Source organism: Pseudomonas sp. NY15372 (assembly GCF_048068215.1).
In the GTDB taxonomy this organism is placed as follows: Bacteria; Pseudomonadota; Gammaproteobacteria; order Pseudomonadales; family Pseudomonadaceae; genus Aquipseudomonas; species Aquipseudomonas guariconensis_A.
Genome location: NZ_JBLUPY010000003.1, coordinates 184,879 through 210,138 on the forward strand (window position 1 = coordinate 184,879; position 25,260 = coordinate 210,138).

General features: G+C 62.2%; 19 protein-coding genes. 16 read left to right on the top strand and 3 right to left on the bottom strand.

Annotation, left to right across the window (positions count from 1 at the left end; all coding sequences use genetic code 11):
* Positions 1-5: 5 nt before the first annotated feature.
* The 3 genes from tssK to tagH are packed head-to-tail and all read right to left on the bottom strand — an operon-like array spanning position 6 to position 3,261.
* A complete protein-coding gene (gene tssK, locus ACNFG0_RS04065) occupies positions 6-1,340 on the bottom strand; it encodes a type VI secretion system baseplate subunit TssK (protein WP_416764054.1) in 1,335 nt (444 codons plus the stop codon).
* A gap of 15 nt (positions 1,341-1,355) precedes the next feature.
* Positions 1,356-1,853: a type VI secretion system lipoprotein TssJ gene (tssJ, locus tag ACNFG0_RS04070; RefSeq protein WP_196154497.1), complete on the bottom strand. Its 498-nt coding sequence runs from the start codon at positions 1,851-1,853 to the stop codon at positions 1,356-1,358.
* Positions 1,854-1,902: 49 nt separating this feature from the next.
* On the bottom strand, positions 1,903-3,261 hold the full coding sequence (gene tagH, locus ACNFG0_RS04075; protein ID WP_416764055.1) for a type VI secretion system-associated FHA domain protein TagH: 1,359 nt from the start codon (positions 3,259-3,261) through the stop codon (positions 1,903-1,905).
* Positions 3,262-3,656: 395 nt separating this feature from the next.
* On the opposite strand from tagH, the gene tssA reads away from it, so the two are divergent.
* From tssA to ACNFG0_RS04155, 16 genes are all read left to right on the top strand, one after another.
* Positions 3,657-4,691 carry a type VI secretion system protein TssA gene (gene tssA / locus ACNFG0_RS04080; RefSeq protein WP_196143898.1) on the top strand — a complete coding sequence of 345 codons (1,035 nt, stop codon included), beginning with the start codon at positions 3,657-3,659 and terminating at the stop codon, positions 4,689-4,691.
* A 72-nt stretch (positions 4,692-4,763) separates the two neighbouring features.
* Positions 4,764-5,279 (top strand): type VI secretion system contractile sheath small subunit, encoded by a 516-nt coding sequence (gene tssB, locus ACNFG0_RS04085; RefSeq protein WP_196143897.1) that lies wholly within the window; start codon positions 4,764-4,766, stop codon positions 5,277-5,279.
* Between the two features lie 10 nt (positions 5,280-5,289).
* Positions 5,290-6,783 (top strand): type VI secretion system contractile sheath large subunit, encoded by a 1,494-nt coding sequence (gene tssC, locus ACNFG0_RS04090; protein WP_196154499.1) that lies wholly within the window; start codon positions 5,290-5,292, stop codon positions 6,781-6,783.
* A gap of 86 nt (positions 6,784-6,869) precedes the next feature.
* Positions 6,870-7,358, top strand: coding sequence for an Hcp family type VI secretion system effector (locus ACNFG0_RS04095; protein WP_196143895.1), 489 nt, complete (start codon positions 6,870-6,872; stop codon positions 7,356-7,358).
* Between the two features lie 70 nt (positions 7,359-7,428).
* Entirely contained in the window at positions 7,429-7,869 is a 441-nt protein-coding gene (locus ACNFG0_RS04100) for a type VI secretion system amidase effector protein Tae4 (protein ID WP_196143894.1), read from the top strand.
* Between the two features lie 23 nt (positions 7,870-7,892).
* Positions 7,893-8,306 (top strand): hypothetical protein, encoded by a 414-nt coding sequence (locus ACNFG0_RS04105; RefSeq protein WP_196143893.1) that lies wholly within the window; start codon positions 7,893-7,895, stop codon positions 8,304-8,306.
* Entirely contained in the window at positions 8,300-8,815 is a 516-nt protein-coding gene (tssE, locus tag ACNFG0_RS04110; RefSeq protein ID WP_196143892.1) for a type VI secretion system baseplate subunit TssE, read from the top strand. Before ACNFG0_RS04105 ends, tssE begins: the two co-directional genes overlap by 7 nt.
* Positions 8,812-10,674 (top strand): type VI secretion system baseplate subunit TssF, encoded by a 1,863-nt coding sequence (tssF, locus tag ACNFG0_RS04115; protein WP_416764056.1) that lies wholly within the window; start codon positions 8,812-8,814, stop codon positions 10,672-10,674. Before tssE ends, tssF begins: the two co-directional genes overlap by 4 nt.
* Positions 10,638-11,687 carry a type VI secretion system baseplate subunit TssG gene (tssG, locus tag ACNFG0_RS04120; RefSeq protein ID WP_416764091.1) on the top strand — a complete coding sequence of 350 codons (1,050 nt, stop codon included), beginning with the start codon at positions 10,638-10,640 and terminating at the stop codon, positions 11,685-11,687. The genes tssF and tssG overlap by 37 nt, the downstream gene beginning before the upstream one ends.
* A complete protein-coding gene (gene tssH, locus ACNFG0_RS04125; RefSeq protein ID WP_416764057.1) occupies positions 11,680-14,355 on the top strand; it encodes a type VI secretion system ATPase TssH in 2,676 nt (891 codons plus the stop codon). The genes tssG and tssH overlap by 8 nt, the downstream gene beginning before the upstream one ends.
* A 23-nt stretch (positions 14,356-14,378) precedes the next feature.
* Positions 14,379-16,313 (top strand): type VI secretion system tip protein TssI/VgrG, encoded by a 1,935-nt coding sequence (tssI, locus tag ACNFG0_RS04130; RefSeq protein ID WP_196143889.1) that lies wholly within the window; start codon positions 14,379-14,381, stop codon positions 16,311-16,313.
* Positions 16,314-16,328: 15 nt separating this feature from the next.
* Positions 16,329-16,763: a DcrB-related protein gene (locus ACNFG0_RS04135; RefSeq protein ID WP_196154502.1), complete on the top strand. Its 435-nt coding sequence runs from the start codon at positions 16,329-16,331 to the stop codon at positions 16,761-16,763.
* Between the two features lie 13 nt (positions 16,764-16,776).
* Positions 16,777-21,048 (top strand): RHS repeat-associated core domain-containing protein, encoded by a 4,272-nt coding sequence (locus tag ACNFG0_RS04140; protein ID WP_416764058.1) that lies wholly within the window; start codon positions 16,777-16,779, stop codon positions 21,046-21,048.
* Positions 21,048-21,398: a hypothetical protein gene (locus ACNFG0_RS04145; RefSeq protein WP_416764059.1), complete on the top strand. Its 351-nt coding sequence runs from the start codon at positions 21,048-21,050 to the stop codon at positions 21,396-21,398. Before ACNFG0_RS04140 ends, ACNFG0_RS04145 begins: the two co-directional genes overlap by 1 nt.
* Before the next feature lie 467 nt (positions 21,399-21,865).
* Entirely contained in the window at positions 21,866-23,251 is a 1,386-nt protein-coding gene (locus ACNFG0_RS04150) for a flavin-containing monooxygenase (RefSeq protein WP_416764060.1), read from the top strand.
* Between the two features lie 224 nt (positions 23,252-23,475).
* Complete coding sequence (locus ACNFG0_RS04155; protein WP_416764061.1) at positions 23,476-25,140, top strand: FMN-binding glutamate synthase family protein; 1,665 nt, start codon at positions 23,476-23,478, stop codon at positions 25,138-25,140.
* Positions 25,141-25,260: the final 120 nt, after the last annotated feature.

The window sequence follows — 25,260 nt, forward strand, 5'->3', positions numbered from 1 at the left end:
GCGGCTTATCCTCGAATGGCCCAGAAGGCCAGGTTAAGGCCGGGAAACTCGCCGGCGATGTAGAAGGCGAAGCCACCGGAATGCTGCAGCTGTTTCCAATGTTCGCTACCTCGGTCGAGTTCGAAATAGGTGGAACCGGCATGGAACGGGATCTGCCGAGGGGCGACCGGCAACGGCAGCAGACCGATGCCCGGCAATTGCAGGTTGACCAAATCGCGGATGTGCTCCACCGAGCCAATCTTGCTCTGCTGTCCGAAGCGGCTGCGCAGTGTCTCGCTGGGTACGTCGGCGCGCACCACCAGCACGAAGCTGGCGCTGTCCAGCAGGCTGCGATCGGCCAGCATGCCGACGTGGATGCCGTAGGCCTTTTCGACGATAGGAATGGCCACCGCCTTGCTGTCGATCAGCATCGACAAGGCTTCGCGCAGCGCAGCCATCACCGGCGTGAACGTCGCGGCCAGGTCATCGTGCTGGTACACCGGAAAGCTCTCCGGACGCCGGCCATCCCGGGTGAAGGTGGCAAACTCACCCGCCAAGGCCACCAGTTCGCTGTACAGACGCTCTGGATGCAGTGGCGAGAGCTGGTTCAGGTGCTCGATCAGCGGCTGGGCGCGGTTGACCAGCTGCAGCAGCATGAAATCGGCGATTTCCGAGGCGCCACCGTTGGCCGACGCCACCACACGCCCCGCCAAGGCCTCTGCGCGTTGGTGCAACAGCCCCAGGAGCTCGCCACGAAACCCGGACAACGCGCCGTTGCCGCTGACGTCGAGCAGTGGCGGAATGTAGCTGTCGTCCAATACCAACGCACGGTCGGCACGCTTCTCGCGGATACGCACCACACCCAATGCGGCGTAGTCGCCCAGGCCATCCTCGGCGCGCAGCAGGCGCAGGGCACGACTACCCAGAGCCAGCGGCGCACGGTTCTCGAACGGGGCGTTGTCGTCACGCACTTCGCTGATACGGCTGATATAGCGCGCACCGTCGAGCCTCTCACCCTCATCGACGGTGTCCCGTGCGCCGGCACGCTTGAGCGGCAAGCAGAGATAGACCACTGCGTCGCGAACGTCGTCGGGAACCTCCAGTGGCGCTGGTGGCAGGTCGTCGCGAGGAATATCGAACGGCGTGCCATCAGGCAACAGGCCACGGGCACTGATGATCGCCAGCTTGCCCTGGGCCAGCAGCCCCTGGTCGATCAACAGCTCCGAGAACCCCCAGGCAGCGGCGCTGAGCGGACGGCTGCGGGCATCGACGAAATTCTCAAGGTAGCGGTCGTGCTGCTGGAAGTGCTGGGTCGTGATGAACATCCCTTCCGACCAGACCACGCGATTGTTCCAAGACATGGGTTCTCCGATTGCCTAGCGGGCAGTCTCAGGTTGAGGGATGGCCACGGCGCTGCGCACGGCATGCACATCGAGGCTGATCTGATAGTCGTTGGGCGGCACCGGCAGCACACTGCGCCATTGGGCCTGGTCGATCTCGCGATAGCCGACCACCAGGCCGACCTGTCGCGTGGCGGGGCTCAACGGGCGGGTGATACGCAGCTGTTCGCCGGGCTGGAGCAGAACCTCGTCCAGGTCGACCAGGTCCGCAGCCAGCGTTGCCTGGGCCCGCTCAGCCAGGGCGAAGTAATCGGCGCGAACGAACGCAGCGCTGTTCTTCAGCTCGTAGATGCGCACTCGCACGGGGGCGGGCGTGCCAGTAGCGCCCGGGTTGAGCCCGGCCGCAGCACTGAAATAAAGGGTAATGCCCGGCGCTACTGCGGCGCCGGTCGCCGCAGGTTCGACCGGCACGCCCTTGCTGCAGGCACTGAGCAGCACGATGGCCAGGGCTGCGATCAGTCTTGTTGCACTCATCCTCGTCCTCATGACGTATTGGTATTCTTCCTGTGCTCCGGGCCGTACCTCAGGAGCGTCGCAGGCGGCTGCTGTGAGCCTCGTAGGCGCGGCTGAACTCTCGGCCGAACAAGTCCTGGAAGTCGTCCTCGGCCTCCCTGGACATCTGCCCGTAGAGCTCGGTGAACTGCTGCCAGCAATGGGCCTGACGCGAGCCGCCGAACAGCTTCGCCAGGCCGGCGGCGGGTGCCAGACGCTCTTCCAGCCGCCCGGGCTCAAAACGCGACAACAGGTGCTTGATGGCGGCTTCGACGCCCGCCATCACCGCCAGCTGGTGCGCACGCAAGTCATCGAAACTGTCGCGAACCGCCTGGTCCGGAGCCATGAACGCCTGGCTGTTATGGCGTAGCAGCAACAGCAACGCTTCGTCAGCGTTGGGAGCGAATTTCAGCGGGTTGTTCTGCACCGGGGCGATGGTGGTTTGCTGCATGCGGAACTCGCCCTTCAAGCTACTGCGCGCGCGCAGCACGTCGACCAGGCCTTCGACCATCAGACGGTAGCTGCGGCCGATGGCTTCCATCTGGGCCACGACATCCGCGCCATCGATACGCAGGTGTTCGATACTGGCGCCTCGCAAGAACGCCTGCAGCAACGCATCGTTGCCTGCGGCCTGAGAGGGCCCGGGTTTCAGTGTCGCTGGCGGCACTGCGGGTTTCACGGTCGCGGGCGGCACAACGGCGGGCTCGGCGGCCAGCACCGCCTCTGGCACGGCCTGGGACACAGGCGCCGGGGTACTGTCCAACAGGTGCCAGTCGGCCGGAATCGCTCCCGGCGCAACCGGCGCCTGAGCCGGTTCAGGCGGCACTATCGGGGCAGGCGGGCGAAAATCATGCTGTTGAGCGGGGACATGGTCCGGCTGGCTGACAGGCGGGACACTGGAAGGCCCCAGGAAATCGAACAGGTCAGGCAGGGTGTCATGGCTCGAGGCACCCTGCAGGAAAGCCGCTGGCGCGCCGCAGATAGGTGCTGCAGGCACCGCAGCCTGATTGGCCATCAACGCCTCGAAACTCTGCGCTTCGGCCTGGCCAGCAATGGGCACCGACAGTCCCGAATCAATCCTCGCCTGGATTTCATAATCGCCAATTCGAATAACTTCGCCATCCATCAGCGGTTCACTGTTTCCACGACGCAAACGCACACCGGCATGCACTAACTCAACGCCATTGGTGCTATTGTCGGTCAAGTAATAGCGACCATCCTTGAACTGAATGACACAATGCCTCGAGGAAACCAGGCGCTCCGGATCGGGAAGCACCCAATCATTATCTGCCGCGCGGCCTACAGTGATGGCACCGGTTTCCAGCAACTTCTCCGGGCACTGCCCAGGGGTAATCTTGTGGTAACTGGTGATGGTCAGGCAAAGTGCCATCATGCCTCCTTGCGTATAACTGAAACTCTTATCCATTCATTTGAGTGAATGAACAAGCCCGACCCGATGGCCCGGCAAAGCCCCGTAAATACTGGGCAAAACACCGCCAACCCTAATCCGGAAGGTCGTATTAAACCTTACCGGCAATACACTTTCATATTGATCGACCAATGGTAACCATAGCTTGCCAAGTCGATCACAAGTGCCCATTCACGGCGCGTAGCTTACCTTGACATCATTTTGGAAATAAACCATAAATGCGCATCTTGAAAATTCCAAAGTGATATCACATCGATATCAGGCATATATTCAACGCTACGTTTGTGCGCTAGTTCACAAAAACAACTTTGCGCCAATGAAGCCCCGCCAAGGGCCGATATGGAGATCGAATCCTGGTGAACTCGCCGCTGCTGCTCGCTGCTGTTTCCGCAGACTTCCCCTGCGGCGACGACCTCGAATACGACCCCGATTTCCTGCAATTGGAGCGTGATGCCCAAGGTCGTCCCGAGCGCGTCATGGGCGATGCCGTACAGGCAGCCGAGCCCCCCCAGTGGCGCGACATCGAACAGGCTTGCACCACCCTGCTGCAACGCAGCAAGGACCTGCGCATCACCCATTTCCTCGTCCAGGCGAACCTGGCCTTGCACGGCTTGCCAGGCCTGGCCGCGAGCCTCGAGCTGATCCGCGACCTGCTGGGCGAATACTGGCTGCACCTGCACCCTCAACTGGATGCCGCCGACGACAACGACCCGACCGTACGCGTAAACGCCCTGGCTGGCCTTACCTGCGACACCAACATCGCCCTGCTGCGCGACACCGTGCTGGTACGCTCGCGCGCCTTCGGCCCGGTCACCCTCCGGGCGGCATTGCATGCCGCAGGTATCCAGCACTTCGCCAGCGAGCAATTGAGTGTCGAGGAGTTGGCTGCGGCCCTGCGAGATGTCGAGCCGGAACAGCTGGCGCAATGCCGTCAGGCCTTGCAGCTGGCACGCGAGGCTCTGGACACCATCGAGCACCGGGTCAACGACCAGGTCGGTTCGGCCAGTGGCGTCGACCTGTCGGCTCTCCGGCAGCCCCTGCGCCAGGCCCTGCAAGTGTTGATCGACTATGGCCCGGAGGGTACCGAACCGGCCGTTGCCGTCGACGACACCCACCCCGAAGTCAGCGCCAACGACGACCAACGGCCCGCGCCGGCTGCCCAACCGCGTGCCACCACTCGTTCCGACGAAGTGAACAGCCGCGACGACGTGCTGCAAAGCCTCGATCGCCTGCTCCAGTACTACGCTCGCCACGAACCGTCCAGCCCCCTGCCGGTGCTACTGCGCAGGGCGAAGCACCTGGTCAACGCCGATTTCGCGACCATCGTCCGTGACCTGATCCCCGATGGCTTGTCGCAATTCGAGAACCTGCGCGGCCCCGAAGGCGACTGACGCCGTTCGGGGCGCATAACACCGACGCCCGCAACAAACAGAGCCGCCGCATCGGCGACCAGGAGGAACAACGTGGCGAAAGACAGCTCCCAGAAATTTATCGCGCGCAACCGTGCGCCGCGGGTACAGATCGAATATGACGTCGAACTGTACGGCGCCGAGAAGAAGGTCCAGCTGCCCTTCGTCATGGGCGTGCTCTCCGACCTCGCCGGCAAACCCGCCGAGCCGCTGCCAGCGGTGGCCGACCGCAAATTCCTGGAGATCGATGTCGACAATTTCGACTCGCGCCTGAAGGCCATGAAGCCACGTGTGGCCTTCAATGTGCCCAACGAGCTGACCGGCGAAGGCAACCTGAGCCTGGACATCACCTTCGAGAGCATGGACGACTTCAGCCCCGCTGCCGTGGCACGCAAGGTCGATGCCCTCAACCAACTGCTCGAGGCCCGCACCCAGCTGGCCAACTTGCTGACCTACATGGACGGCAAGACCGGCGCCGAAGACATCATCCTGAAAGCCATCAAGGACCCAGCCCTGCTCCAGGCCCTGGCCAGTGCGCCTAAACCTGCCAACACCGAGCCGAGCGCCTGAGGAGACGGCCATGAACGATCCATTACGCGATACCCAGTCCCCATCGGTCGCCACGCAGGATGCGAGCGAATTCGCCAATCTGCTGCTGCAGGAATTCAAGCCCAAGACCGAGCGAGCCAAGGAAGCCGTCGAGAGCGCCGTGCGTACCCTCGCCGAACAGGCCCTGGCGCAGACCAACCTGGTTTCCAACGATGCCATCGGCTCTATCGAACAGATCATTGCCGCCATCGATGCCAAGCTCACCGCCCAGGTCAACCAGATCATCCACCACGACGATTTCCAACAGCTGGAAAGCGCCTGGCGTGGCCTGCACTATCTGGTCAACAACACCGAGAGCGACGAGCAGCTGAAGATCCGCGTGCTCAACATTTCCAAGAATGACCTGCACAAGACCCTGAAGAAGTTCAAGGGCACCGCCTGGGACCAGAGCCCAGTATTCAAGAAACTCTATGAAGAGGAATACGGCCAGTTCGGCGGCGAGCCTTATGGTTGCCTGGTGGGTGATTACTACTTCGACCAATCGCCGCCCGATGTGGAGCTGCTGGGCGAGATGTCCAAGGTCTGCGCTTCCATGCACGCGCCATTCATCTCGGCCGCCTCGCCTACCGTGATGGGCATGGGTTCCTGGCAGGAGCTGTCCAACCCACGCGACCTGACCAAGATCTTCACCACCCCGGAATATGCCGGCTGGCGCTCGCTGCGCGAATCGGAAGACTCGCGCTACATCGGCCTGACCATGCCGCGGTTCCTGGCACGCCTGCCCTACGGGGCCAAGACCGACCCGGTAGAAGCCTTCGCTTTCGAAGAAGACACCGACGGCGCCGACAGCAGCAAATACACCTGGGCCAACGCCGCCTACGCCATGGCAGTGAACATCAACCGTTCGTTCAAGCACTACGGCTGGTGCTCGCGCATCCGCGGCGTGGAGTCTGGCGGTGAAGTGCAGGGCCTGCCGGCGCACACCTTCCCCACCGACGACGGTGGCGTGGACATGAAGTGCCCGACCGAAATCGCCATTTCCGACCGTCGCGAGGCGGAACTTGCGAAAAACGGTTTCATGCCGCTGCTGCACAAGAAGAACACCGACTTCGCCGCGTTCATCGGCGCCCAGTCGCTGCAGAAGCCGGCCGAGTACGATGACCCGGACGCCACCGCCAACGCCAACCTGGCCGCACGCCTGCCGTACCTGTTCGCCACCTGTCGCTTCGCCCACTACCTCAAGTGCATCGTTCGCGACAAGATCGGCTCGTTCAAGGAAAAGGACGAGATGCAGCGTTGGCTGCAAGACTGGATCCTCAACTACGTCGACGGCGACCCAGCGCACTCCACCGAGACCACCAAGGCCCAGCATCCACTGGCAGCTGCCGAAGTGGTGGTCGAGGAGGTCGAAGGCAACCCGGGTTACTACAACTCGCGCTTCTACCTGCGCCCGCACTACCAGCTCGAAGGGCTGACCGTGTCGCTGCGCCTGGTGTCGAAGCTGCCTTCGGCCAAAGGGGCCTGATCATCGCGGAGCAGCCCGCTCCCAGGGTGGGGCTGCCCCTGCGATTAGCACCGAACCGCTAACCGACGCGAAATCCCGAGGACATCATGGCTGTAGATATTTTCATCAAGATCGGCGACATCAAGGGCGAGTCCCAGGACAAAGCCCACAAGGACGAAATCGACGTGCTCAACTGGAGCTGGGGCATGTCCCAGTCCGGCAACATGCACATGGGCAGCGGCGGCGGCTCTGGCAAGGTCAACATCCAGGACCTGTCCATCACCAAGTACATCGACAAGTCCAGCCCCAACCTGATGGCCCACTGCTCCAGCGGCAAGCACATCGACAAGGTCAAGCTGACGGTGCGCAAGGCCGGTGGCGAGAGCCAGGTCGAATACCTGATCATCAACCTCGAGGAGGTGATCATCAGTTCGCTGAGCACCGGTGGCTCGGGCAGCGATGACCGCCTGACCGAAAACGTGACACTGAACTTCGCCAAGGTCACCGTCGACTATCAGCCGCAGAAAGCCGACGGCACCAAGGAAGGCGGCCCGATCAAGTACGGCTGGAACATCCGCTCCAACGTCAAGATCTGACCGACCGCGCCCGCGCTGCTTTGGCTGGCGCGGGCGCCCTTCCCTCACCTCACCCGCTTACGGTGAACCCATGGCCAAGCCCTCTTTCATCAACCTGTGGAATGCCTACCCGACCGACTCCTCGCCTTGCGATGGCGGCTGGGATAACCAGTGCGCCATTCGCATGAGCATCGCGCTCAATGGCGAACATACCATCAAGGTGAACGCCGGCACCTACAGCGAACCGCGCTGTGCCCATGGCCATGCCCGGGGGGCGGAGTCGCTGGCCAACTGGCTGTGGAAGCACCATCTCGGCGCGCCGCTGCAACTGAGCGGCAGCGCGAGCGATCGCCTCAAGCTCAGCGAGAAGCGCGGCATCATTTTCTTCAAGGACTGCTTCGCCCGTGCCGGGCAAGCATTCGACAACCGCACCGGCGATCATATCGACCTGTGGGATAGAGGCCGGGTCACCGGCTATTTCGCCGATCAGGCACATCGTTCCAAGGCCGTCTGGTTCTGGGAGCTGAAATGAAACCTGCATGCAGAACCCTGCCGATGCTCCTGCTCGCATTCGCCTTGAATGCGTGTGCCCAGACGCCCGCTACCTCGCCGGGTGCAGCGCCTGAGGTCACCCTCGCCGGGCATACCCTTGCGCTGGTGGATCACGAAGGCCGCTGCGCGCTGCGCAAGGCCGATGCTTCGTTGCTGCAACTGGAGATGCCCTGGCCCTGCCAGCTCAGCCCGGAGCGAGACGGCGGCAAGCCACGCGTTGAGCACTTCAATGGTGCGCAGATCATCATTGTCAGCCATGTGCAGCCAGACCCGTCGCAACCTGGCCGTTGCCATAGCCAGTATCAGGCTGTTCGCCAGATCGGCACGCGCCTGGAACCCTCCATCCTGGCCCGTGGCGCCAGCTGCTCGAACGGCCCAGTGGATCAGAAAAACTTCGTGGGGCTGTTCGAGTGGTAGCCGAGATCGCCGCCCGCGACCGCCTGCAGCCTTCGCTGCTGGATCGCCTGACCGACGATGACCCGGGCAACCCGCAGGAAGCCCCGGACAAACGCGTGCTCAGCCTGCATCAGCTCAAGGCTTCGGTATTGCGCGACCTGGCCTGGCTGCTCAATACCACCTCGCTGCTCGACACCGGTAGCACGCTGAATACCGCTGCCGGCGCGTCGGTCGTCAATTACGGCCTGCCCGCCCTGGCCGGCAACAGCGCCTCGAACATCGACCTCATGGCGTTGGAGCGCATCATTCACCAGGCCATCGCCACCTACGAGCCGCGCATCCTTGCCCACACGCTGAAGGTTCGCGCCCAGGCTGCGCCCGGCGAAATGAACGCCAACGCCCTGAGCTTCGAGATCGAAGGTGACCTGTGGGCCCAGCCGGCCGCCTTGCCCCTGCTGCTGCAGACCGAAGTGGACCTGGAGTCCGGCCATGTGCGCGTGGCTCCCGCCGAGCGTCGGAGGCGCGTATGAACCCGCGCCTGCTCGAACTGTACAACCAGGAGCTGCAGCACATCCGCGAAAGCGCGGCGGAGTTCGCCAAGGAATATCCAAAGATCGCCGGGCGCCTGACACTCTCGGGAATCGACTGTGCCGATCCTTACGTCGAGCGTCTGCTGGAAGGTTTTGCGTATCTCACCGCGCGAGTCCAGCTCAAGCTCGACGCCGAATATCCGACCTTCACCAACAACCTGCTGGAAATCGCCTACCCGCACTATCTGGCACCGACCCCGTCGATGACCGTAGTCCAGTTGCAGACCGACCCCGACGAGGGCTCGCTCGCTACCGGTTTCCAACTGCCCAGGGACAGCGTGCTACGCGCCAACCTGGGCCGCAACTCGCAGACACCGTGCGAATTCCGCACCACCCAAGACGTGACCCTGTGGCCCCTGCAGGTCACACGCGCGGAATACTTCGGCAACCCTGGCGCGGTGCTCGGACGCCTGGCCGCCAGCGAGCCAAAAGCGCGCGCCGGCCTGCGCCTGACGCTACGCAGCGGCGCCGAAGTGCCCTTTTCCAGCTTGCCGCTGACGCACCTGCCGCTGTATCTCAATGGCGCCGATGAAACCCCGTTCCGCCTCTACGAACAGTTGCTGGGCAGTGCCTGCGCCGTGTTCGTGCGCCAGCCGGGAGCCGACTGGGTGGAGCGTATCGCGGTCGAGCAGGCGCTGCTCCCGTGCGGGTTCGACGACTGCGAAGCAGCGCTGCCAGTGGTGCCACAGGCGTTCCAAGGCTATCGCCTGCTACAGGAATACTTCGCTCTGCCGCAGCGCTTCCTGTTCGTCGACTTCGCTGGCCTGGAGCGGGCGGTAAAGCGATGCAACGGCCAGGAGCTGGAGCTGCTGGTGCTGTTCGAGCGCTTCAACCCGTCACTGGAAAGCAGCGTCAGTGCGGCACAGTTCGTGCCCTTCTGCACGCCGGCGATCAATTTGTTTCCACGTCGGGTCGACCGTATCCACCTCACCGATCGTGTCAACGAACACCACGTGATCGCCGATCGCACTCGTCCCACCGACTTCGAGATCCATTCGCTGCAGCAGGTCACCGGTCACGGTACCGGGCCCGACCAGGCATTCCTGCCGTTCTATGCGGTACGCGATCCATCGCGCTATGGTCGCGACCAGGCCTACTACATCGTGCGTCGCGAACCGCGCGTGCTGTCGAGCGAGCAACGGCGCAACGGCACACGCTCGAGCTACATGGGCAGCGAGACGTTCGTCAGTCTGGTCGACGGCCAGCAGGCCCCCTACAGCCATGATCTGCGCCAGCTCGGTATCAGCGCTTTGTGCAGCAACCGCGACCTGCCGCTGTTCATGAACGTCGGTGACGGGCGCAGCGACTTCAGCCTGGCCGACAGCGCCCCGGTAGGTGCCGTACGCTGTCTGGTCAGCCCCAGCCGCCCCAAGCCCAGCCATGCCCACGACAACCGCGCCTGGCGCCTGATCAGCCAATTGTCGCTGAACTACCTGTCGCTGGCCGAGCAAGGCCAAGGCGCCGCTGCCTTGCGCGAGCTGCTGCGCCTGTATGGTGACAACCAGGACAGTGCCCTGCATCTGCAGATCGATGGCCTGCGCGAGGTCAGCAGCAAACCCTGCACCCGCCGCCTTCCGATGCCGGGGCCGATCGTCTTCGGCCGCGGCCTGGAGATCACCTTGGAATTCGACGAGAATGCGTTCCGTGGTACCGGAGTGTTCCTGCTGGGGGCGGTGTTCGAGCGTTTCCTGACGCGCTACGTATCGATCAACAGCTTCACCGAAACCGTGCTACGCACCAGCGACCGTGGTGAGATCATGCGCTGGAAGGCCAAGCCCGGGCGCAGGCCAACCCTGTGAAAACGCTAGAGGCCATGCAGGCCGAGCCCTGGGCGTTCGACTTCTTCCAGGCGCTGCGTCGTCTCGAAACGGAAAACCCCGAGCTGCCGCGCTTCGGACACTCGCTGCGCCTGGCCGACGAACCGGTGCGCCTGGGCCAGCGCCTGGATTGCGGCTTCGCCCCCGCCACACTCGCCTCGGTGACACCAGCAGCAGAAGGCCCGGCGCGCCTGGAGCAGTTCTTCTTCGGCCTGGGTGGCCCCAACGGCCCACTGCCGCTGCACCTGACCGAATACATGCGCGAACGCCTGCGCAACCATGCCGACCCGACCAGCAAGCGCTTCCTCGATATCTTCCACCACCGCCTGCTGAGCTTGTTCTACCGCGCGTGGGCCGAAGCTCGCCCGACCGTCAGCCATGACCGCCCTGGCGATGACTACTGGGCCGCGCGCCTGGCCGCGCTCAGTGGCCGAGGTCAACCGGCGCTGCAGGGGCAGGGGCCATTGCCCGATACCGCCAAGTTGCACTGGTCCGGCCACTTGGCGGCGCAGACCCGCTATCCGGACGGGCTGTGCAGCATCCTGGCGAGCTACTTCGGCGTGCCGGTGAAGCTGGAGGAGTATGTCGGCCAATGGCTGGAACTGCCCGAACGCAGCCAACTTGGCGTACGCGCCCATCGCCTGGGCGTAGACCTGTGCCTGGGCCGCTACGTCTGGGACCGCCAGCACAAGTTCCGCTTGTGCCTCGGCCCGCTCACCCTCGACCAGTACCACGCGCTGCTCCCCGGTGGGCACGCGTTCGTCGAGCTGGCCGCATGGATCTGCGAATACCTGGGCCAGGAGCTGGACTGGGAGCTCAACCTCATCCTGGCGCAGGGCCAAGTGCCCGCGCTGCAACTCAATGCTGGCCAACGCCTGGGGTTCGATACCTGGCTCGGCCGCCCATCGCACGATGCAAGCGACCTGAAGCTTGCTCGGTACTACGCCGAGCAGCCGGTCACATCACCAGTCACAAGGAGTCAGGAACATGAGTGAAATCAGCCGCGCCGCGCTATTTGGCAAACTCAACAGCGTCGCCTACAAGGCCATCGAGGCCGCCACTGTCTTCTGCAAGCTGCGTGGCAACCCATACGTGGAGCTGGCGCATTGGCTGCACCAATTGCTGCAACTGCAGGACTGCGACCTGCACCGCATCATCCGTCAGTTCAATGTGGAGCCCGCACGCCTGGCCCGCGACCTGACCGATGCGCTGGACCGCCTACCGCGCGGCTCGACCTCGATCACCGACCTGTCCTCGCAGGTCGAAGAAGCCGTGGAACGCGGCTGGGTGTATGGCAGCCTGATGTTCGGCGAAAGCCAGGTGCGTACCGGTTACCTGCTGGTGGGTATCCTCAAGACGCCAAGCCTGCGCAACGCCCTGCTGGGCCTGTCGGGCGAGTTCGGCAAGCTCAAGATCGAGGCACTGAGCGAACGCTTCGACGAATACGTCGGCGATTCACCGGAGAACAGCCTGGCCGCCAGCGACGGTTTCAGCGCTGGTGCTCCGGGTGAAGCCAGCGCTGCCGTGACCCCGGCAGCGATGGGCAAGCAGGAGGCGCTCAAGCGCTTCACCGTCGACCTTACCGAGCAGGCCCGCAGCGGCAAGCTCGATCCTATCGTCGGCCGTGACGAAGAGATTCGCCAGTTGGTCGATATCCTCATGCGTCGTCGGCAGAACAACCCGATCCTCACTGGCGAAGCTGGGGTGGGCAAGACCGCCGTGGTCGAAGGCTTCGCCCTGCGCATCGTCGCCGGCGACGTACCACCGGCACTGAAAGACGTCGAGCTACGCAGCCTGGACATCGGCCTGCTGCAGGCGGGCGCGAGCATGAAGGGCGAGTTCGAACAGCGCCTGCGCCAGGTGATCGAAGACGTGCAGGCCTCGACCAAACCGATCATCCTGTTCATCGACGAAGCCCACACCCTGGTTGGGGCGGGTGGCGCCGCCGGCACCGGCGATGCCGCCAACCTGCTCAAGCCGGCATTGGCACGCGGCAGCCTGCGGACCGTGGCGGCAACCACCTGGGCCGAGTACAAGAAGCACATCGAGAAAGATCCCGCCCTGACCCGCCGCTTCCAGGTGGTGCAGGTGGACGAACCGAGTGAAGCCAAGGCCTTGCTGATGATGCGCGGCGTGGCCTCGACCATGGAGAAGCACCATCAGGTGCAGATCCTCGATGAGGCGCTCGAAGCCGCGGTCAAGCTCTCCCACCGCTATATTCCGGCGCGCCAGTTACCAGACAAGTCGGTGAGCCTGCTGGACACCGCCTGTGCACGCGTAGCCATCAGCCTGCACGCCGTGCCAGCCGAGGTGGATGACAGCCGCCGACGCATCGAGGCGCTGGAAGTCGAATTGCAGATCATCGCCCGTGAGGCGGCCATCGGTGTAGTCACCGAACAGCGTCGAGCCCAGGCCGACGCCCTGCTGACCGAGGAGCGCGAACGGTTGGTCCAGCTGGAAGGCCGTTGGGCCGAAGAGAAAGCCCTGGTGGACGAGCTGCTGGCCACCCGCGCGCAACTGCGCGAGCAAGTGGGCGTGGTCGACCAGGACGTGGACGTGCAAGGCAGCCACGAACTGCGTGAGCACCTCATCGACCTGCAACAGCGCCTCACCGCCCTGCAAGGCGAAAGTCCGCTCATCCTGCCAACGGTGGACTATCAGGCCGTGGCCTCGGTGGTTGCGGACTGGACCGGCATCCCGGTCGGGCGCATGGCACGCAACGAGATCGAGACCGTGCTCAACCTCGACTCGCACCTGGCTAAACGCATCATCGGCCAGGACCATGCACTGAAGATGATCGCCAAGCGCATCCAGACCTCCCGTGCAGGCCTGGACAACCCGAACAAACCCATCGGCGTGTTCATGCTCGCCGGCACCTCCGGGGTGGGCAAGACCGAGACTGCACTGGCTCTCGCCGAAGCCATGTACGGCGGCGAGCAGAACCTGATCACCATCAACATGAGTGAATTCCAGGAAGCCCACACCGTCTCCACGCTCAAGGGTGCGCCACCTGGCTATGTCGGTTATGGCGAGGGCGGCGTGCTGACCGAGGCGGTGCGTCGCCGCCCCTACAGCGTGGTGCTGCTGGACGAGGTGGAAAAAGCCCACCCCGACGTTCACGAGATTTTCTTCCAGGTGTTCGACAAAGGCGTGATGGAGGACGGCGAAGGGCGTCAGATCGACTTCCGCAACACCCTGATCCTGCTCACCACCAACGCCGGTACCGAGCTGATCGCGGGCCTCTGTAAAGACGCCAATGCCCTGCCCGATCCCGAGTCGGTGGCGACCTCGCTGCGCAAGCCGTTGCTGGAGATCTTCCCACCGGCGTTGCTCGGGCGCTTGGTGACCATCCCCTACTACCCGCTCAGCGATGTCATGCTCAAGGCCATCACCCGTCTGCAACTGGAGCGCATCCGCAAACGCGTGGAAGGCACGCACAAGGTGGGCTTCGCCTACGACGACGGGGTGGTCGACCTTATCGTCTCACGCTGCACCGAAACCGAAAGCGGTGGCCGCATGATCGATGCCATCCTGACCAACGGCCTGCTGCCGGACATGAGCCGTGAGTTCCTCACCCGCATGCTCGAAGGCAAGCCGCTGGCCAGCGTCAGTATCAGCCGCCGCGACAATGACCTGCATTATGACTTCGGCGCTGCCAGCTGACGGCGGCCCCTACAGGATCACCCATGCTGTTCACGCAACTCACGCGCCTGGCGCAGATCAACAGCCCTCTGGGGCCGGACGTGCTGATCCTCAGCGAGATGGGCGGCAGCGAGGAGCTTGGCCGCCTGTTCGACTATGAACTGCAACTGATCAGCGACGACCCAGCCATCGACCTCAACCAGTTGCTTGGCAAGCCGATGAGCCTGTCATTGCAGGTGAACGTCGCCAGCTATCGGTATTTCCATGGCATCGTTGCGCGTTGCAGCCAATCGGTCGACCGGGGCCAGTTCGCCAGCTACCGGGTGACACTGCGTCCGTGGCTATGGCTACTGACGCGCACGAGCGATTGCCGGATCTTCCAGCACCTGAGTGCCCCCCAGATCATCAAGCAGGTATTTCGCGACCTGGGCTTCTCCGACTTCGAGGATGCCTTGAGCCGTACCTACCGGGAGCGTGAGTACTGCGTGCAGTACCGCGAGACCAGCTTCGACTTCGTCAGCCGACTGATGGAAGAAGAAGGCATCTACTATTTCTTCCGTCACGAACAGGACCGCCACGTGCTGGTGTTGGCCGATGCCTACGGCGCGCACCAGAAGTCGCCTGGCTATGAGTCGGTGCCGTTCTATCCGCCGGACGGCCAGCACCGCGAACGCGACCACATCAACGACTGGTACCTGGCGCAGGAAGTCCAACCCGGCTCCCTGGAGCTCAACGACTACGATTTCCAACGCCCCAGCGCCCGCATCGACGTGCGTTCGGCCATGCCGCGCCCCCACCAGGCCGGTGACTATCCGCTGTATGACTACCCGGGCGCCTATGAACAGGCGCAGGACGGCGAACACTATGCCCGCACGCGCCTGGAGTCACTGCAAAGCCTGCACGAGCGAATCGAACTGAAGGGCAACGCCAGAGGCCTGGGCAGCGGACACCTGTTCGACCTCACCGGCTTCACCCGCCAGGACCAGAACCGCGAATACCTGATCGTTGCCGCCCGCTACTACGTGGTCCAGGAGCGTCTGGAGAGTGGCGCAGGCAATGGCTCGGCGCAGTTCGAGAGCAACCTGAGCTGCATCGACGCACAGCAGGCCTACCGCCCGGTGGCCAGCTCCCTGAGGCCGATCGTCAAGGGCCCGCAGACCGCCGTGGTGGTGGGCCCAGCCGGCGAGGAGATATGGACCGACCAATACGGCCGGGTCAAGGTACATTTCCATTGGGACCGCCATGACCAGTCCAACGAGAACAGCTCTTGCTGGATTCGCGTTTCCCAGGCGACGGCGGGCAAGAACTGGGGCTCGATCCAGGTGCCACGCATCGGCCAGGAAGTGATCGTCAGCTTCCTCGAGGGCGACCCCGACCGCCCGATCATTACCGGACGGGTATACAACGCCGAGCAGGCCGTACCCTACGACCTGCCCGCCGGTGCCACCCAAAGTGGCATGAAGAGCCGCTCCAGCAAAGGCGGCAGCCCGGCCAACTTCAACGAGATCCGCATGGAGGACAAGAAAGGTGCCGAACAGTTGTACCTGCATGCGGAGCGCAACATGGATACCGTGGTCGAGCAGAACGAGACCTTGTCGGTTGGAGCCAATCGTACCCAGACCGTCGGCATGCTCGAGACCATCACCATCGGCCAGGACCGCATCCGCGCCGTGCGCCGCGACGACATGCTGCTGGTAGGTGCGAGCAAGACCGACAGCGTCAGCACCAGCTACCTGATCGAGGCCGGCGAAAACCTGCGCCTGGTCTGCGGCAAGAGCGTGATCGAGCTCAACGCCAGCGGTCAGATCAACCTCAGTTGCGTGCAGTTCAGTTTCCATGCCAGCAAGGATGCAGAAATCAACACCGACGGCACCCTGGACTTGAATGTCGGCAGCGGCGCGCAGACCGCGCCCAACGATCAGGGCGTGAAATCGGCCATCGATGGCTCGGTGAAGGCGATCTTCTCCGACGGCAAGTAACGAGATACCTATCCCATGAACTACCGCGTCAACGAGTTTCGTTTTGCCCTGCCCGATGCGACGGTGCAAGACACGAGCATCAACATCCTGCGCTTCGAGGCGCTGGGCACCTCGCTGATCGTCAGCCGCAGTGTGCTCGCCGAAGACGAGACGTTGCAGAGCAATTTCGATGGCCAACTGCAGCGTCTGCAACAACAGGTCAAGGACCTACGTTTCCAACCGGCACGGGCCGTGCGCGTCGGTGCAGCCCAGGACATCGATGCCATCGAGCTGAGCAGCCAGTTCAGCAAGGGCCAGGACAAGGTCTACCAGTATCAGTTGGCCCTGGTACTGCCCGGCACGCGCAAGATGTTCGCGCTGAGCTACGTCAAACCGCAACCGCTGGGTGATGCCGAGGCTGCGCACTGGACGCTGCTCAAGCAATCGCTCGACTTCGACAATCTCGGCTGACAACACCCTATTTATGTCCGATGCACTCTGGGCCGCCCGCGAAGGCGACGCACTCATGCACACCTCGATGCTCGCCGATATCGTCGGCGGCGTGCTCGAGGTAGCCGCCAACGTCGCCATCGGCGCTCTAGCCACTGCAGCGGTGGCCGCGGCCCTGGGCATCACCGTGGTTACCGGGGGCCTGGGCTGCTTCGTGCTGGGCGCGGTGGTCGGCCTGGTGGTCGGCGTGGTCATGGCCAAGACCGGAGCGGATACGGGGCTCAGTCGATTATGCGAGGGCATCGGCAATGCGCTGTTCCCACCGACGGTGCAGGCGAACATCGCCACCGGCTCCAAGGATACCCGCACCAACGGTAAACCTTCTGCTCGCGCCGCCGGGGTAGTGCTCGCCCCTCCAGCGCCGTTGGAGGGCGGCGCCGAAGGCACGCCGGCCGAAGAGCCAGAAGAAACCTTCCTGGACATGGCCAAGGGTTTCTTCTCGCAAATGTGGCGCCCCACCGTCGCCACCCCGGCACCGAATACCGCTCCGGCGGACGATGACAAGGTCATCTGCAGCAAACACCCACCGATGCCACCTCAATTCCTCGCCGAAGGCTCCAGCAAGGTGATGATCAACGGCCACCCCGCGTGCCGAAGTGGCGACCGCAGTACGTGCGACGCTGTGATTGTCGATGCTGGATTGATTTCGGACAACGTGCGCATCGGGGGCGAGCCGATCGTCGTACGCGAGATCCGCAGCGGCAAGACGCCAGGGATCGGGTTGGCTATCACGGCGCTGATGATGCTACGGGGACGGGGGAGCAAGTTCTATAGCCAGTTCGGCTGCATGTTGATTGGTGGTATTGGCACGTACCTGACTGAACAGGTCAGCGGCGCGTTAACCTCGGCAATCGCCGGCTCCCCTAACCCTGTGCATAGTACGACGGGCGCCAAGATACTCGAGGGTGAGGAAGAGCTTGATTTCATCTTGCCCGCCCTGCTGCCCATCAGCTGGCAACGCTTCTACAACAGTCGTGACAGCCGTACAGACGGCCTGTTCGGAGCAGGCTGGAGCGTAGACTTCGAAGCAAGTGTCACGATCCGCAAGCACCATGAGGCAGGTGAGCACCTCCTGTTCACCGATGAGCAGGGACGTGTCATCGATATCGGGGCAATACCACCCGGCGATGCTGTATTCAGCGCCGGTGAAGGCCTGTGCGTACGTCGATCAATGAATGGCGAAGTGCTTATCGAGCGTGTCGACGGTTTGTATCGCTTATTCGAGCCATGTCTTCATGATGCCTATCAGCTGCGACTCAGCCAGGTGGGTGACCGAAACGAGAACCGTATTTTCCTGGAGTATGACGAACGAGAACGCTTGGTCGGCCTACGCGATACGCTCGAGCAAATAAACGTTTGTCTGCATTATTGTCCGCAGTGGCCCAAGCGTGTGGGCGAGATCCATCGAACCTATCCAGACGGTAGTTCGGAAGTACTCGTCAGCTATGTCTACGATACAAACGGTGACCTGTCTGGAGTTGTCGGCACAGATGGCGAACTGCGACGCCGCTTCGCCTATGACGAAGGTCGCCGGCTGATTGAACATCAATTGCCTGGAGGCCTTCGCTGTTTCTATGACTGGGTGCAAAGCGAAGATGGCTGGCGCGTATCTCGTCATTGGACCGACGATGGCGATGAGTACCGTTTCGACTACAACGTCCCCGCCGGGATCACGCAGATTACCGACGGACTGCAACGCACCACCCACGTTCACTGGAATCACCAGTATCAGATAACCCGGTACGACAACGCACTGGGACACACGTGGACGTTCGAATGGGACGATGAACGACAACTGTTGGCCGCCAACGACCCAATGGGAGGTCAATGGCGATACTTTTATGATGAGTCTGGCAATCTGCTGCAAACCGTTGACCCATTGGGTAGAAGCGAGTCGACGGTCTGGCTGGAACACTGGTCACTTCCAAGGGAGGAGATCGACCGCGCCGGCAATCGCTGGCGCTACCGCTACGATCAGAGAGGCAACTGCAGCAGCGAAACCGACCCTTTGGGCAATGTCACTCATTATCGCTATGACGCGCATGGGCAAGTCACACACGTCATCGATCCGGCAGGCAATAGTCGTCACTTGCGTTGGAATGGGCTTGGTATGCTCATTGAGGAGACAGACTGCTCCGGCTATTCGACGCGCTATCAGTACGACAAGCGCGGCCACCTGCAAGCGATAACCAATGCCCTGGGCCAGCGTACCGAGCTCCAGCACGATTCACGAGGGCGTCTGAGCGCCATCATGCATCCGGATGGACGCCGTGAAATATTGACCTATGACACCGCAGGCAAGCTCGCCAGCCATGGCAACTGCGCCGGACAGCACATTGAGTACCGGTACAACTCTCGCGGCATGATTACCCAGCAACTGGCCGCGAATACGCGACGACAGTTTACCTACGACCGCTACGGTCGCCTGCTTTCACTCACCAACGAGAACGGCGAGAGCTATCGATTCGAGTGGGACGACGGGGACCGCCTGACGTTGCAGCGCAACCTGGATGGTAGCAGCAGACGCTACGCCTACGACCCATTGGGCAATATTGTCGAACTGGCTTTCCTCCCATCGTTAGAGGGCCCAGCTGCGATCATTCATCGTTTTGAATACGACCCCGGCGAACGTCTGATAGCCAAGCATACCGACGATGGTCGGCACGAGTTCGAATATGACGCGCTCGATCAATTAAATTCCGTTCGCTTTCGCGACGGACAGGGAAAGGTGCAGGGACTGAGGTTCGTTTTCGATGCGTTGGGCCGGCTCTGTGAGGAACATGCCGACGACACGGTGCTCAAGCATCAATACGACAGCCTGGGCAACCCCACACGAACCTGTCTTCCCGATGGACGTTGGCTCAACCAGCTTTACTACGGCAGCGGCCACTTGCATCAGATCAACCTGGACGGTCGGACGGTATGCGACTTCGAGCGGGACCGCCTGCATCGGGAAACCATGCGCACTCAAGGGCATATGGTGATGCATCAGGACTATGACATGACCGGCCGTTTGCGCTCTCGACAGTGCCGTCCACACACCTTGCCCATACGGCTCCCGGCTCCGGTTCGCCAGGACTTCAGCTATGACAGCGCCAACAATCTCACAGGCTGGCTCTTTCAAACACCCGAATGGCAACAACAATCAATGCTGCACTACGACGGCAGAGGGCAGGTCGTCAGTTGCCAATATGGGCATCAAGGATTCGACGAACAATACGCCTATGATGCGGCAGGCAATCTCCTGAATGCTGGCACCCAGGTCCGTCATGACCAGCTGTTAAACTATCGAAACACCCAGTATCGCTATGACGCCTTTGGACGACTGGTCGAAAAGCGCAACCCTGAGCGGGGCGTACAGCTTTTCATATACGATGCCGAGCATCGATTACGTGAGGTGGATATACAATCGGCCGGTCGAACGCGCCGTGTACGGATGACATACGACCCCTTGGGCCGGCGTATCGAAAAGTCTGTGTTCGATGGCCACGATCAATTGCTCGATCAGGTGCACTTCACGTGGGATGGATTGCGGCTCCTGCAAGAGCGGCAACACGCACGGACCTCTCTTTACCTGTATGAAGATGACAGCCACGAACCTCTAGCCCGGGTAGACGGCACGGGCCAGTTCCAACGGATCCGCTACTACCACAATCATATTAACGGTCTCCCCGAACTGCTCTGCGAGGAAGATGGCCGTTCAGCCTGGCACGCCCATTTCCAATTATGGGGTAACAGTGTCGAGGAATGGCGCGCTCCGGACTTTATTGAAGATCAGAACCTACGTTTTCAAGGCCAGTACCTTGATAGGGAAACGGGCCTGCATTACAACACCTTCCGCTTTTATGATCCGGATGGTGCACGTTTCATTACACCGGATCCCATCGGTTTGCTCGGTGGGTTCAATCTCTACCAGTACGGCCCTAACCCCTTTGGTTGGATAGACCCCCTAGGCTGGAAAAAGAAATGTAGCTTCAGAAAACCCCGGCGGGTCAGAAGCAAATCCACTGGCCGCACCAAGGCGAAAAACCGAAATGAAGCCTTCGCCATGGACCATGTGAAAAAACACCCTGAAAACGGCATTGAAATTATCGCGGCCAAGGATATTGGCGACCCCCACTTCAAAGGGAAAGGCTGGTCTAAAATGGAGCGCAAGGTTAACGGGGTCAATATTCATTACATGGCCAAAATCGACCGCACCGGTAAAATGACTCACGTCACCGATTTCAAGTACAAGGACCAATGATGAACTTCACCTTTCGCACCAGTACCACGCAGAAGGCGCATTGGGAGGCGTGCGAGAAGCGCCATGTTCCCTATATCGAGATCAGTGACGTCAATGAGCGCTACCAGAACATCTTCTACGACGTGACCAATCTTCCAGGCGATCTGGAACAGATTTCCGAAGACGTGAAGAAGCTCTACAGCGCCTACATCGAGTTCTGCCTGATTCCCCGCAGCGATATTGAATACCTGTTCGACCAGTATTATTTCTTCAACCTGGTCGTGAAATCCGAGCATGCTCAGGGCCTGGCCCAACAGTTGTTCGTCTATTTGTGCGAAAAAATCGGTATCCCGTCGAACCCGCCATCCTAGGCAAATGGATGTACGCCAAACCACCCAATCCGGGTGATCGCGGTGTTCTATGCAGCAGGCCGAGGATACGCTCTACCCACGGCCCTACGAAGACAAACCTTGAAATGCTTTCCATCGATGCGCTATAGCTAAAAAGGCATCCATAAAGAAAAGAGGCATTACAAGCCCCCATGCACGAGATCACACGTATCTATCGGTCCCATGGCCCGCTTGCCGGTTTGCTCGGCAAGGCCACCGGGCCCTTCCCTGCCGTTGTCCGCTCCACCCTCGGCTGTTCTCCACTCTCGACACTGTTCCACACCTTGTCGATCCCACCTCGGGACATGCTGCTGGCGCACAAGCGCAAGCGTCCCGTGCCTCCGCCTACCTGCTGACACCTGAAGCCTTCGCCCATCCACAGCCCTAGGCCCATTGCCGTTCGGGGTTGGGGAGGTCTTGCCTTTGATTTGTGTTAACAGGACATCTTCATGACTATTCGTGTCGCCATCATCGGCGCCGGCCCGTCTGGCCTGGCGCAACTGCGTGCTTTCCAATCCGCCCATGCCAAGGGCGAGCCCATGCCCGACATCGTCTGTTTCGAGAAACAGGCCGACTGGGGCGGCATGTGGAACTACACCTGGCGTACCGGGCTGGACGAGCATGGCGAGCCGGTTCACGGCAGCATGTATCGCTACCTCTGGTCGAACGGGCCGAAGGAGTGCCTGGAGTTCGCCGACTACAGCTTCGACGAGCATTTCGGCCGGCCCATTTCGTCCTACCCGCCTCGCGAGGTGCTCTGGGACTACATCCAGGGCCGGGTGAAGAAAGCCGATGTGCGCCAGTACATCCGCTTCAACACCGTGGTCAAGGCGGTGCGCTTCGATGCTGAGCGCCGCACCTTCACCGTCACCGCCCACGACTATGCCGCCGGCCAGGGCATCGAGCAGGAATTCGATTATGTGGTCGTGGCCAGCGGGCATTTCTCGACGCCGAACGTGCCGTCGTTCCCGGGCTTCGAGCGTTTTTCCGGGCGCATCCTGCATGCCCATGACTTCCGCGATGCGCTGGAATTCGCCGGCAAGGACGTGCTGATCGTCGGCAGCAGCTACTCGGCCGAGGACATCGGCTCGCAGTGCTACAAGTACGGCGCACGCTCGATCACCAGCGCCTACCGCACCCAGCCCATGGGCTACCAATGGCCAAAAGGCTGGGAAGAGCGCCCGCAACTGCAACGCGTCGAGGGTGATGTGGCGCACTTCGCCGACGGTTCCAGCAAGCGAGTGGACGCGATCATCCTGTGCACCGGCTACCAGCACCACTTCCCGTTCCTGCCCGACGAGCTGACCTTGCGGACCCGTAATCGCCTGTGGCCGCTGGGCCTCTACCAGGGCGTAGTGTGGGAGGCCAACCCGCAGCTGATGTACCTGGGCATGCAGGACCTCTGGTACAGCTTCAACCTGTTCGACGCCCAGGCCTGGTTCGCCCGCGACGTGATGCTCGGCCGCATTCGCCTGCCCGACCAGGCCGGCATGCAAGCCGACAGCGCGCGCTGGCGCGCCGAAGAGGAGGCCTTGGAAACCACTGCATCGATGTATGAATTCCAGGGCCGGCATATCCAGCACCTGATCAGCCAGACCGACTACCCGAGCTTCGACATCGATGCCGTCAACCGTATCTTCCTCAAATGGAAGAACGACAAGAAGCACGACATCATGGGCTACCGCGACCGCTCCTACCGTTCGGTGATGACCGGCACCGCCGCCGTGCCCCATCACACGCGCTGGCTGCAGGCGCTGGACGACTCACTGGAGGAATACCTGCGCGAGACCGCCGAGCCGGGTGACGTGCGCGCTCTCAGGCAGGACAAGGGCTGAACCCAACCCGACTGTTGCAGGGCAACGAGGTACCGCGCTTCATTGCCCCTGCAACACCTTGAGCGCGGCCTCGGCCAGGAGCCCCTAACGGTTTTGTGTTCGGGGTGGTTCTTCATAAAGCGGTCTGCTTCACAGCCAGGTAACAGTCTTTTACCGAAACCCCTGGTTTTCCCCGCGTGGCCTTTGCCTATCCTAGATCGGGTCATCCCGTCAGCGATGGATCCATGAAACACGCATTCTCCACCCGTTACGCCTGCCTGGCCGCCTGCCTGCTGTTCACGTTCGCCAGCCTCCCATTTCTTGCCCGGCACGTCTGGGTCTGGCCATTCACGCTGGTGACCGCCCTGCTCAGCCTGGTCGGTCTCAACGACATGCGCCAGAGCCACCACGCAGTGCGGCGCAATTACCCGATCCTGGGCCATATTCGCTACCTGATCGAGACCATCCGCCCAGAGATCCGCCAGTACCTGATCGAGGGCGATGACGACAAGCTGCCCTTCTCCCGCTCCCAGCGCTCGCTGGTGTATGCCCGGGCCAAGAATGAAAGCGCCGAAAAGGCCTTCGGTACACTCAACGATGCCTACAAGCCTGGCTTCGAATTCATCAGCCACTCGATGCTGCCGGTGGCAACGCCGGACCCGGCCTCGTTTCGCATCGCCATCGGCGGGCCGCAGTGCCAGCTGCCGTATTCGGCATCGATCTTCAACATCTCGGCGATGAGCTTCGGCGCCCTCAGCGCCAACGCCATCGAGGCCTTGAACAAGGGCGCACGCCTGGGCCGGTTCGCCCATGACACCGGCGAGGGCAGCATCAGCCCTTACCACCGCGAGCATGGCGCAGATCTGATCTGGGAGATCGGCAGCGGCTACTTCGGCTGCCGTACCGAAGAGGGGCGCTTCGACCCGGCGCGCTTCGCCGAGCAGGCGCGCGATCCGCAGGTGAAGATGATCGAGATCAAGCTCAGTCAGGGCGCCAAACCGGGCCATGGCGGCATCTTGCCGGGGCACAAGGTCAGCCCGGAAATCGCCGCCACCCGAGGCGTTCGAGTTGGAGAGGATTGCATTTCGCCTGCCGCCCACAGCGCCTTCCGCACCCCGGTGGAGCTGTTGCAGTTCGTGGGTCGCCTGCGCGAACTGTCCGGCGGCAAGCCGGTGGGCTTCAAATTCTGTCTGGGCCATCCCTGGGAATTCATGGGTATCGCCAAGGCCATGCTGGCCACCGGCATCACCCCGGATTTCATCGTGGTCGATGGCAAGGAGGGCGGCACGGGCGCAGCGCCCAGAGAGTTCAGCGACAACATGGGCGTGCCGATGCGCGAAGGGCTGATGTTCGTGCACAACACCCTGGTGGGCCTGAACCTGCGTGACCGCATTCGCATCGGTGCGGCGGGCAAGATCGTCAGTGCCTTCGACATCGCCAGCGTGCTGGCCATCGGCGCGGACTGGGTCAATTCGGCCCGCGGCTTCATGTTCGCCATCGGCTGCATCCAGTCGCAGAGCTGCCACACCAACAAGTGCCCGACCGGGGTTGCCACTCAGGACCCACTGCGCCAGCGCGCACTGGTGGTGCCGGAGAAGGCCGAGCGGGTCGCGAGCTTTCATCGCAACACCTTGCATGCGCTGGCCGAGATGCTTGCGGCGGCGGGCCTCGAGCATCCATCGGAGCTCAAGCCCAAGCACCTGGCGCGACGTATCAGCCCCAGCCAGATCAGCCTGTTTTCGGAGCTGCATCAGTTTCTCAAGCCCGGCGAGTTGCTCGGCGGCTCGATCGAGAGCGAGTTCTATGGGCGGATGTGGCGGATGGCGCGCAGTGACAGTTTTGCGCCGCAAACGGTAGAGGCGGTGCCGATGGCGGCGGTGACACGCCGTAAGGAAACGACTCCAGCATAAGGAGCGCTGCGCGCCCCAATCGCGGGACAAGCCCGCTCTCACAAGTACTGCGCAGCTCTCAGGTTCGGCGCTGCTGTCCCGCGATTGGGAACTTGAAAAGAAAAGCCCCGGACGAACCGG

Excerpts from the sequence above, each read along its gene's own strand:
- tssK (WP_416764054.1), bottom strand. The coding sequence starts at position 1,340 with ATGTCTTGGAACAATCGCGTGGTCTGGTCGGAAGGGATGTTCATCACG.
- tssJ (WP_196154497.1), bottom strand. The coding sequence starts at position 1,853 with ATGAGTGCAACAAGACTGATCGCAGCCCTGGCCATCGTGCTGCTCAGT.
- tagH (WP_416764055.1), bottom strand. The coding sequence starts at position 3,261 with ATGGCACTTTGCCTGACCATCACCAGTTACCACAAGATTACCCCTGGG.
- tssC (WP_196154499.1), top strand. The coding sequence starts at position 5,290 with ATGAACGATCCATTACGCGATACCCAGTCCCCATCGGTCGCCACGCAG.
- ACNFG0_RS04095 (WP_196143895.1), top strand. The coding sequence starts at position 6,870 with ATGGCTGTAGATATTTTCATCAAGATCGGCGACATCAAGGGCGAGTCC.
- ACNFG0_RS04100 (WP_196143894.1), top strand. The coding sequence starts at position 7,429 with ATGGCCAAGCCCTCTTTCATCAACCTGTGGAATGCCTACCCGACCGAC.
- ACNFG0_RS04105 (WP_196143893.1), top strand. The coding sequence starts at position 7,893 with ATGCTCCTGCTCGCATTCGCCTTGAATGCGTGTGCCCAGACGCCCGCT.
- tssF (WP_416764056.1), top strand. The coding sequence starts at position 8,812 with ATGAACCCGCGCCTGCTCGAACTGTACAACCAGGAGCTGCAGCACATC.
- tssH (WP_416764057.1), top strand. The coding sequence starts at position 11,680 with ATGAGTGAAATCAGCCGCGCCGCGCTATTTGGCAAACTCAACAGCGTC.
- tssI (WP_196143889.1), top strand. The coding sequence starts at position 14,379 with ATGCTGTTCACGCAACTCACGCGCCTGGCGCAGATCAACAGCCCTCTG.
- ACNFG0_RS04135 (WP_196154502.1), top strand. The coding sequence starts at position 16,329 with ATGAACTACCGCGTCAACGAGTTTCGTTTTGCCCTGCCCGATGCGACG.
- ACNFG0_RS04140 (WP_416764058.1), top strand. The coding sequence starts at position 16,777 with ATGTCCGATGCACTCTGGGCCGCCCGCGAAGGCGACGCACTCATGCAC.
- ACNFG0_RS04145 (WP_416764059.1), top strand. The coding sequence starts at position 21,048 with ATGAACTTCACCTTTCGCACCAGTACCACGCAGAAGGCGCATTGGGAG.
- ACNFG0_RS04150 (WP_416764060.1), top strand. The coding sequence starts at position 21,866 with ATGACTATTCGTGTCGCCATCATCGGCGCCGGCCCGTCTGGCCTGGCG.
- ACNFG0_RS04155 (WP_416764061.1), top strand. The coding sequence starts at position 23,476 with ATGAAACACGCATTCTCCACCCGTTACGCCTGCCTGGCCGCCTGCCTG.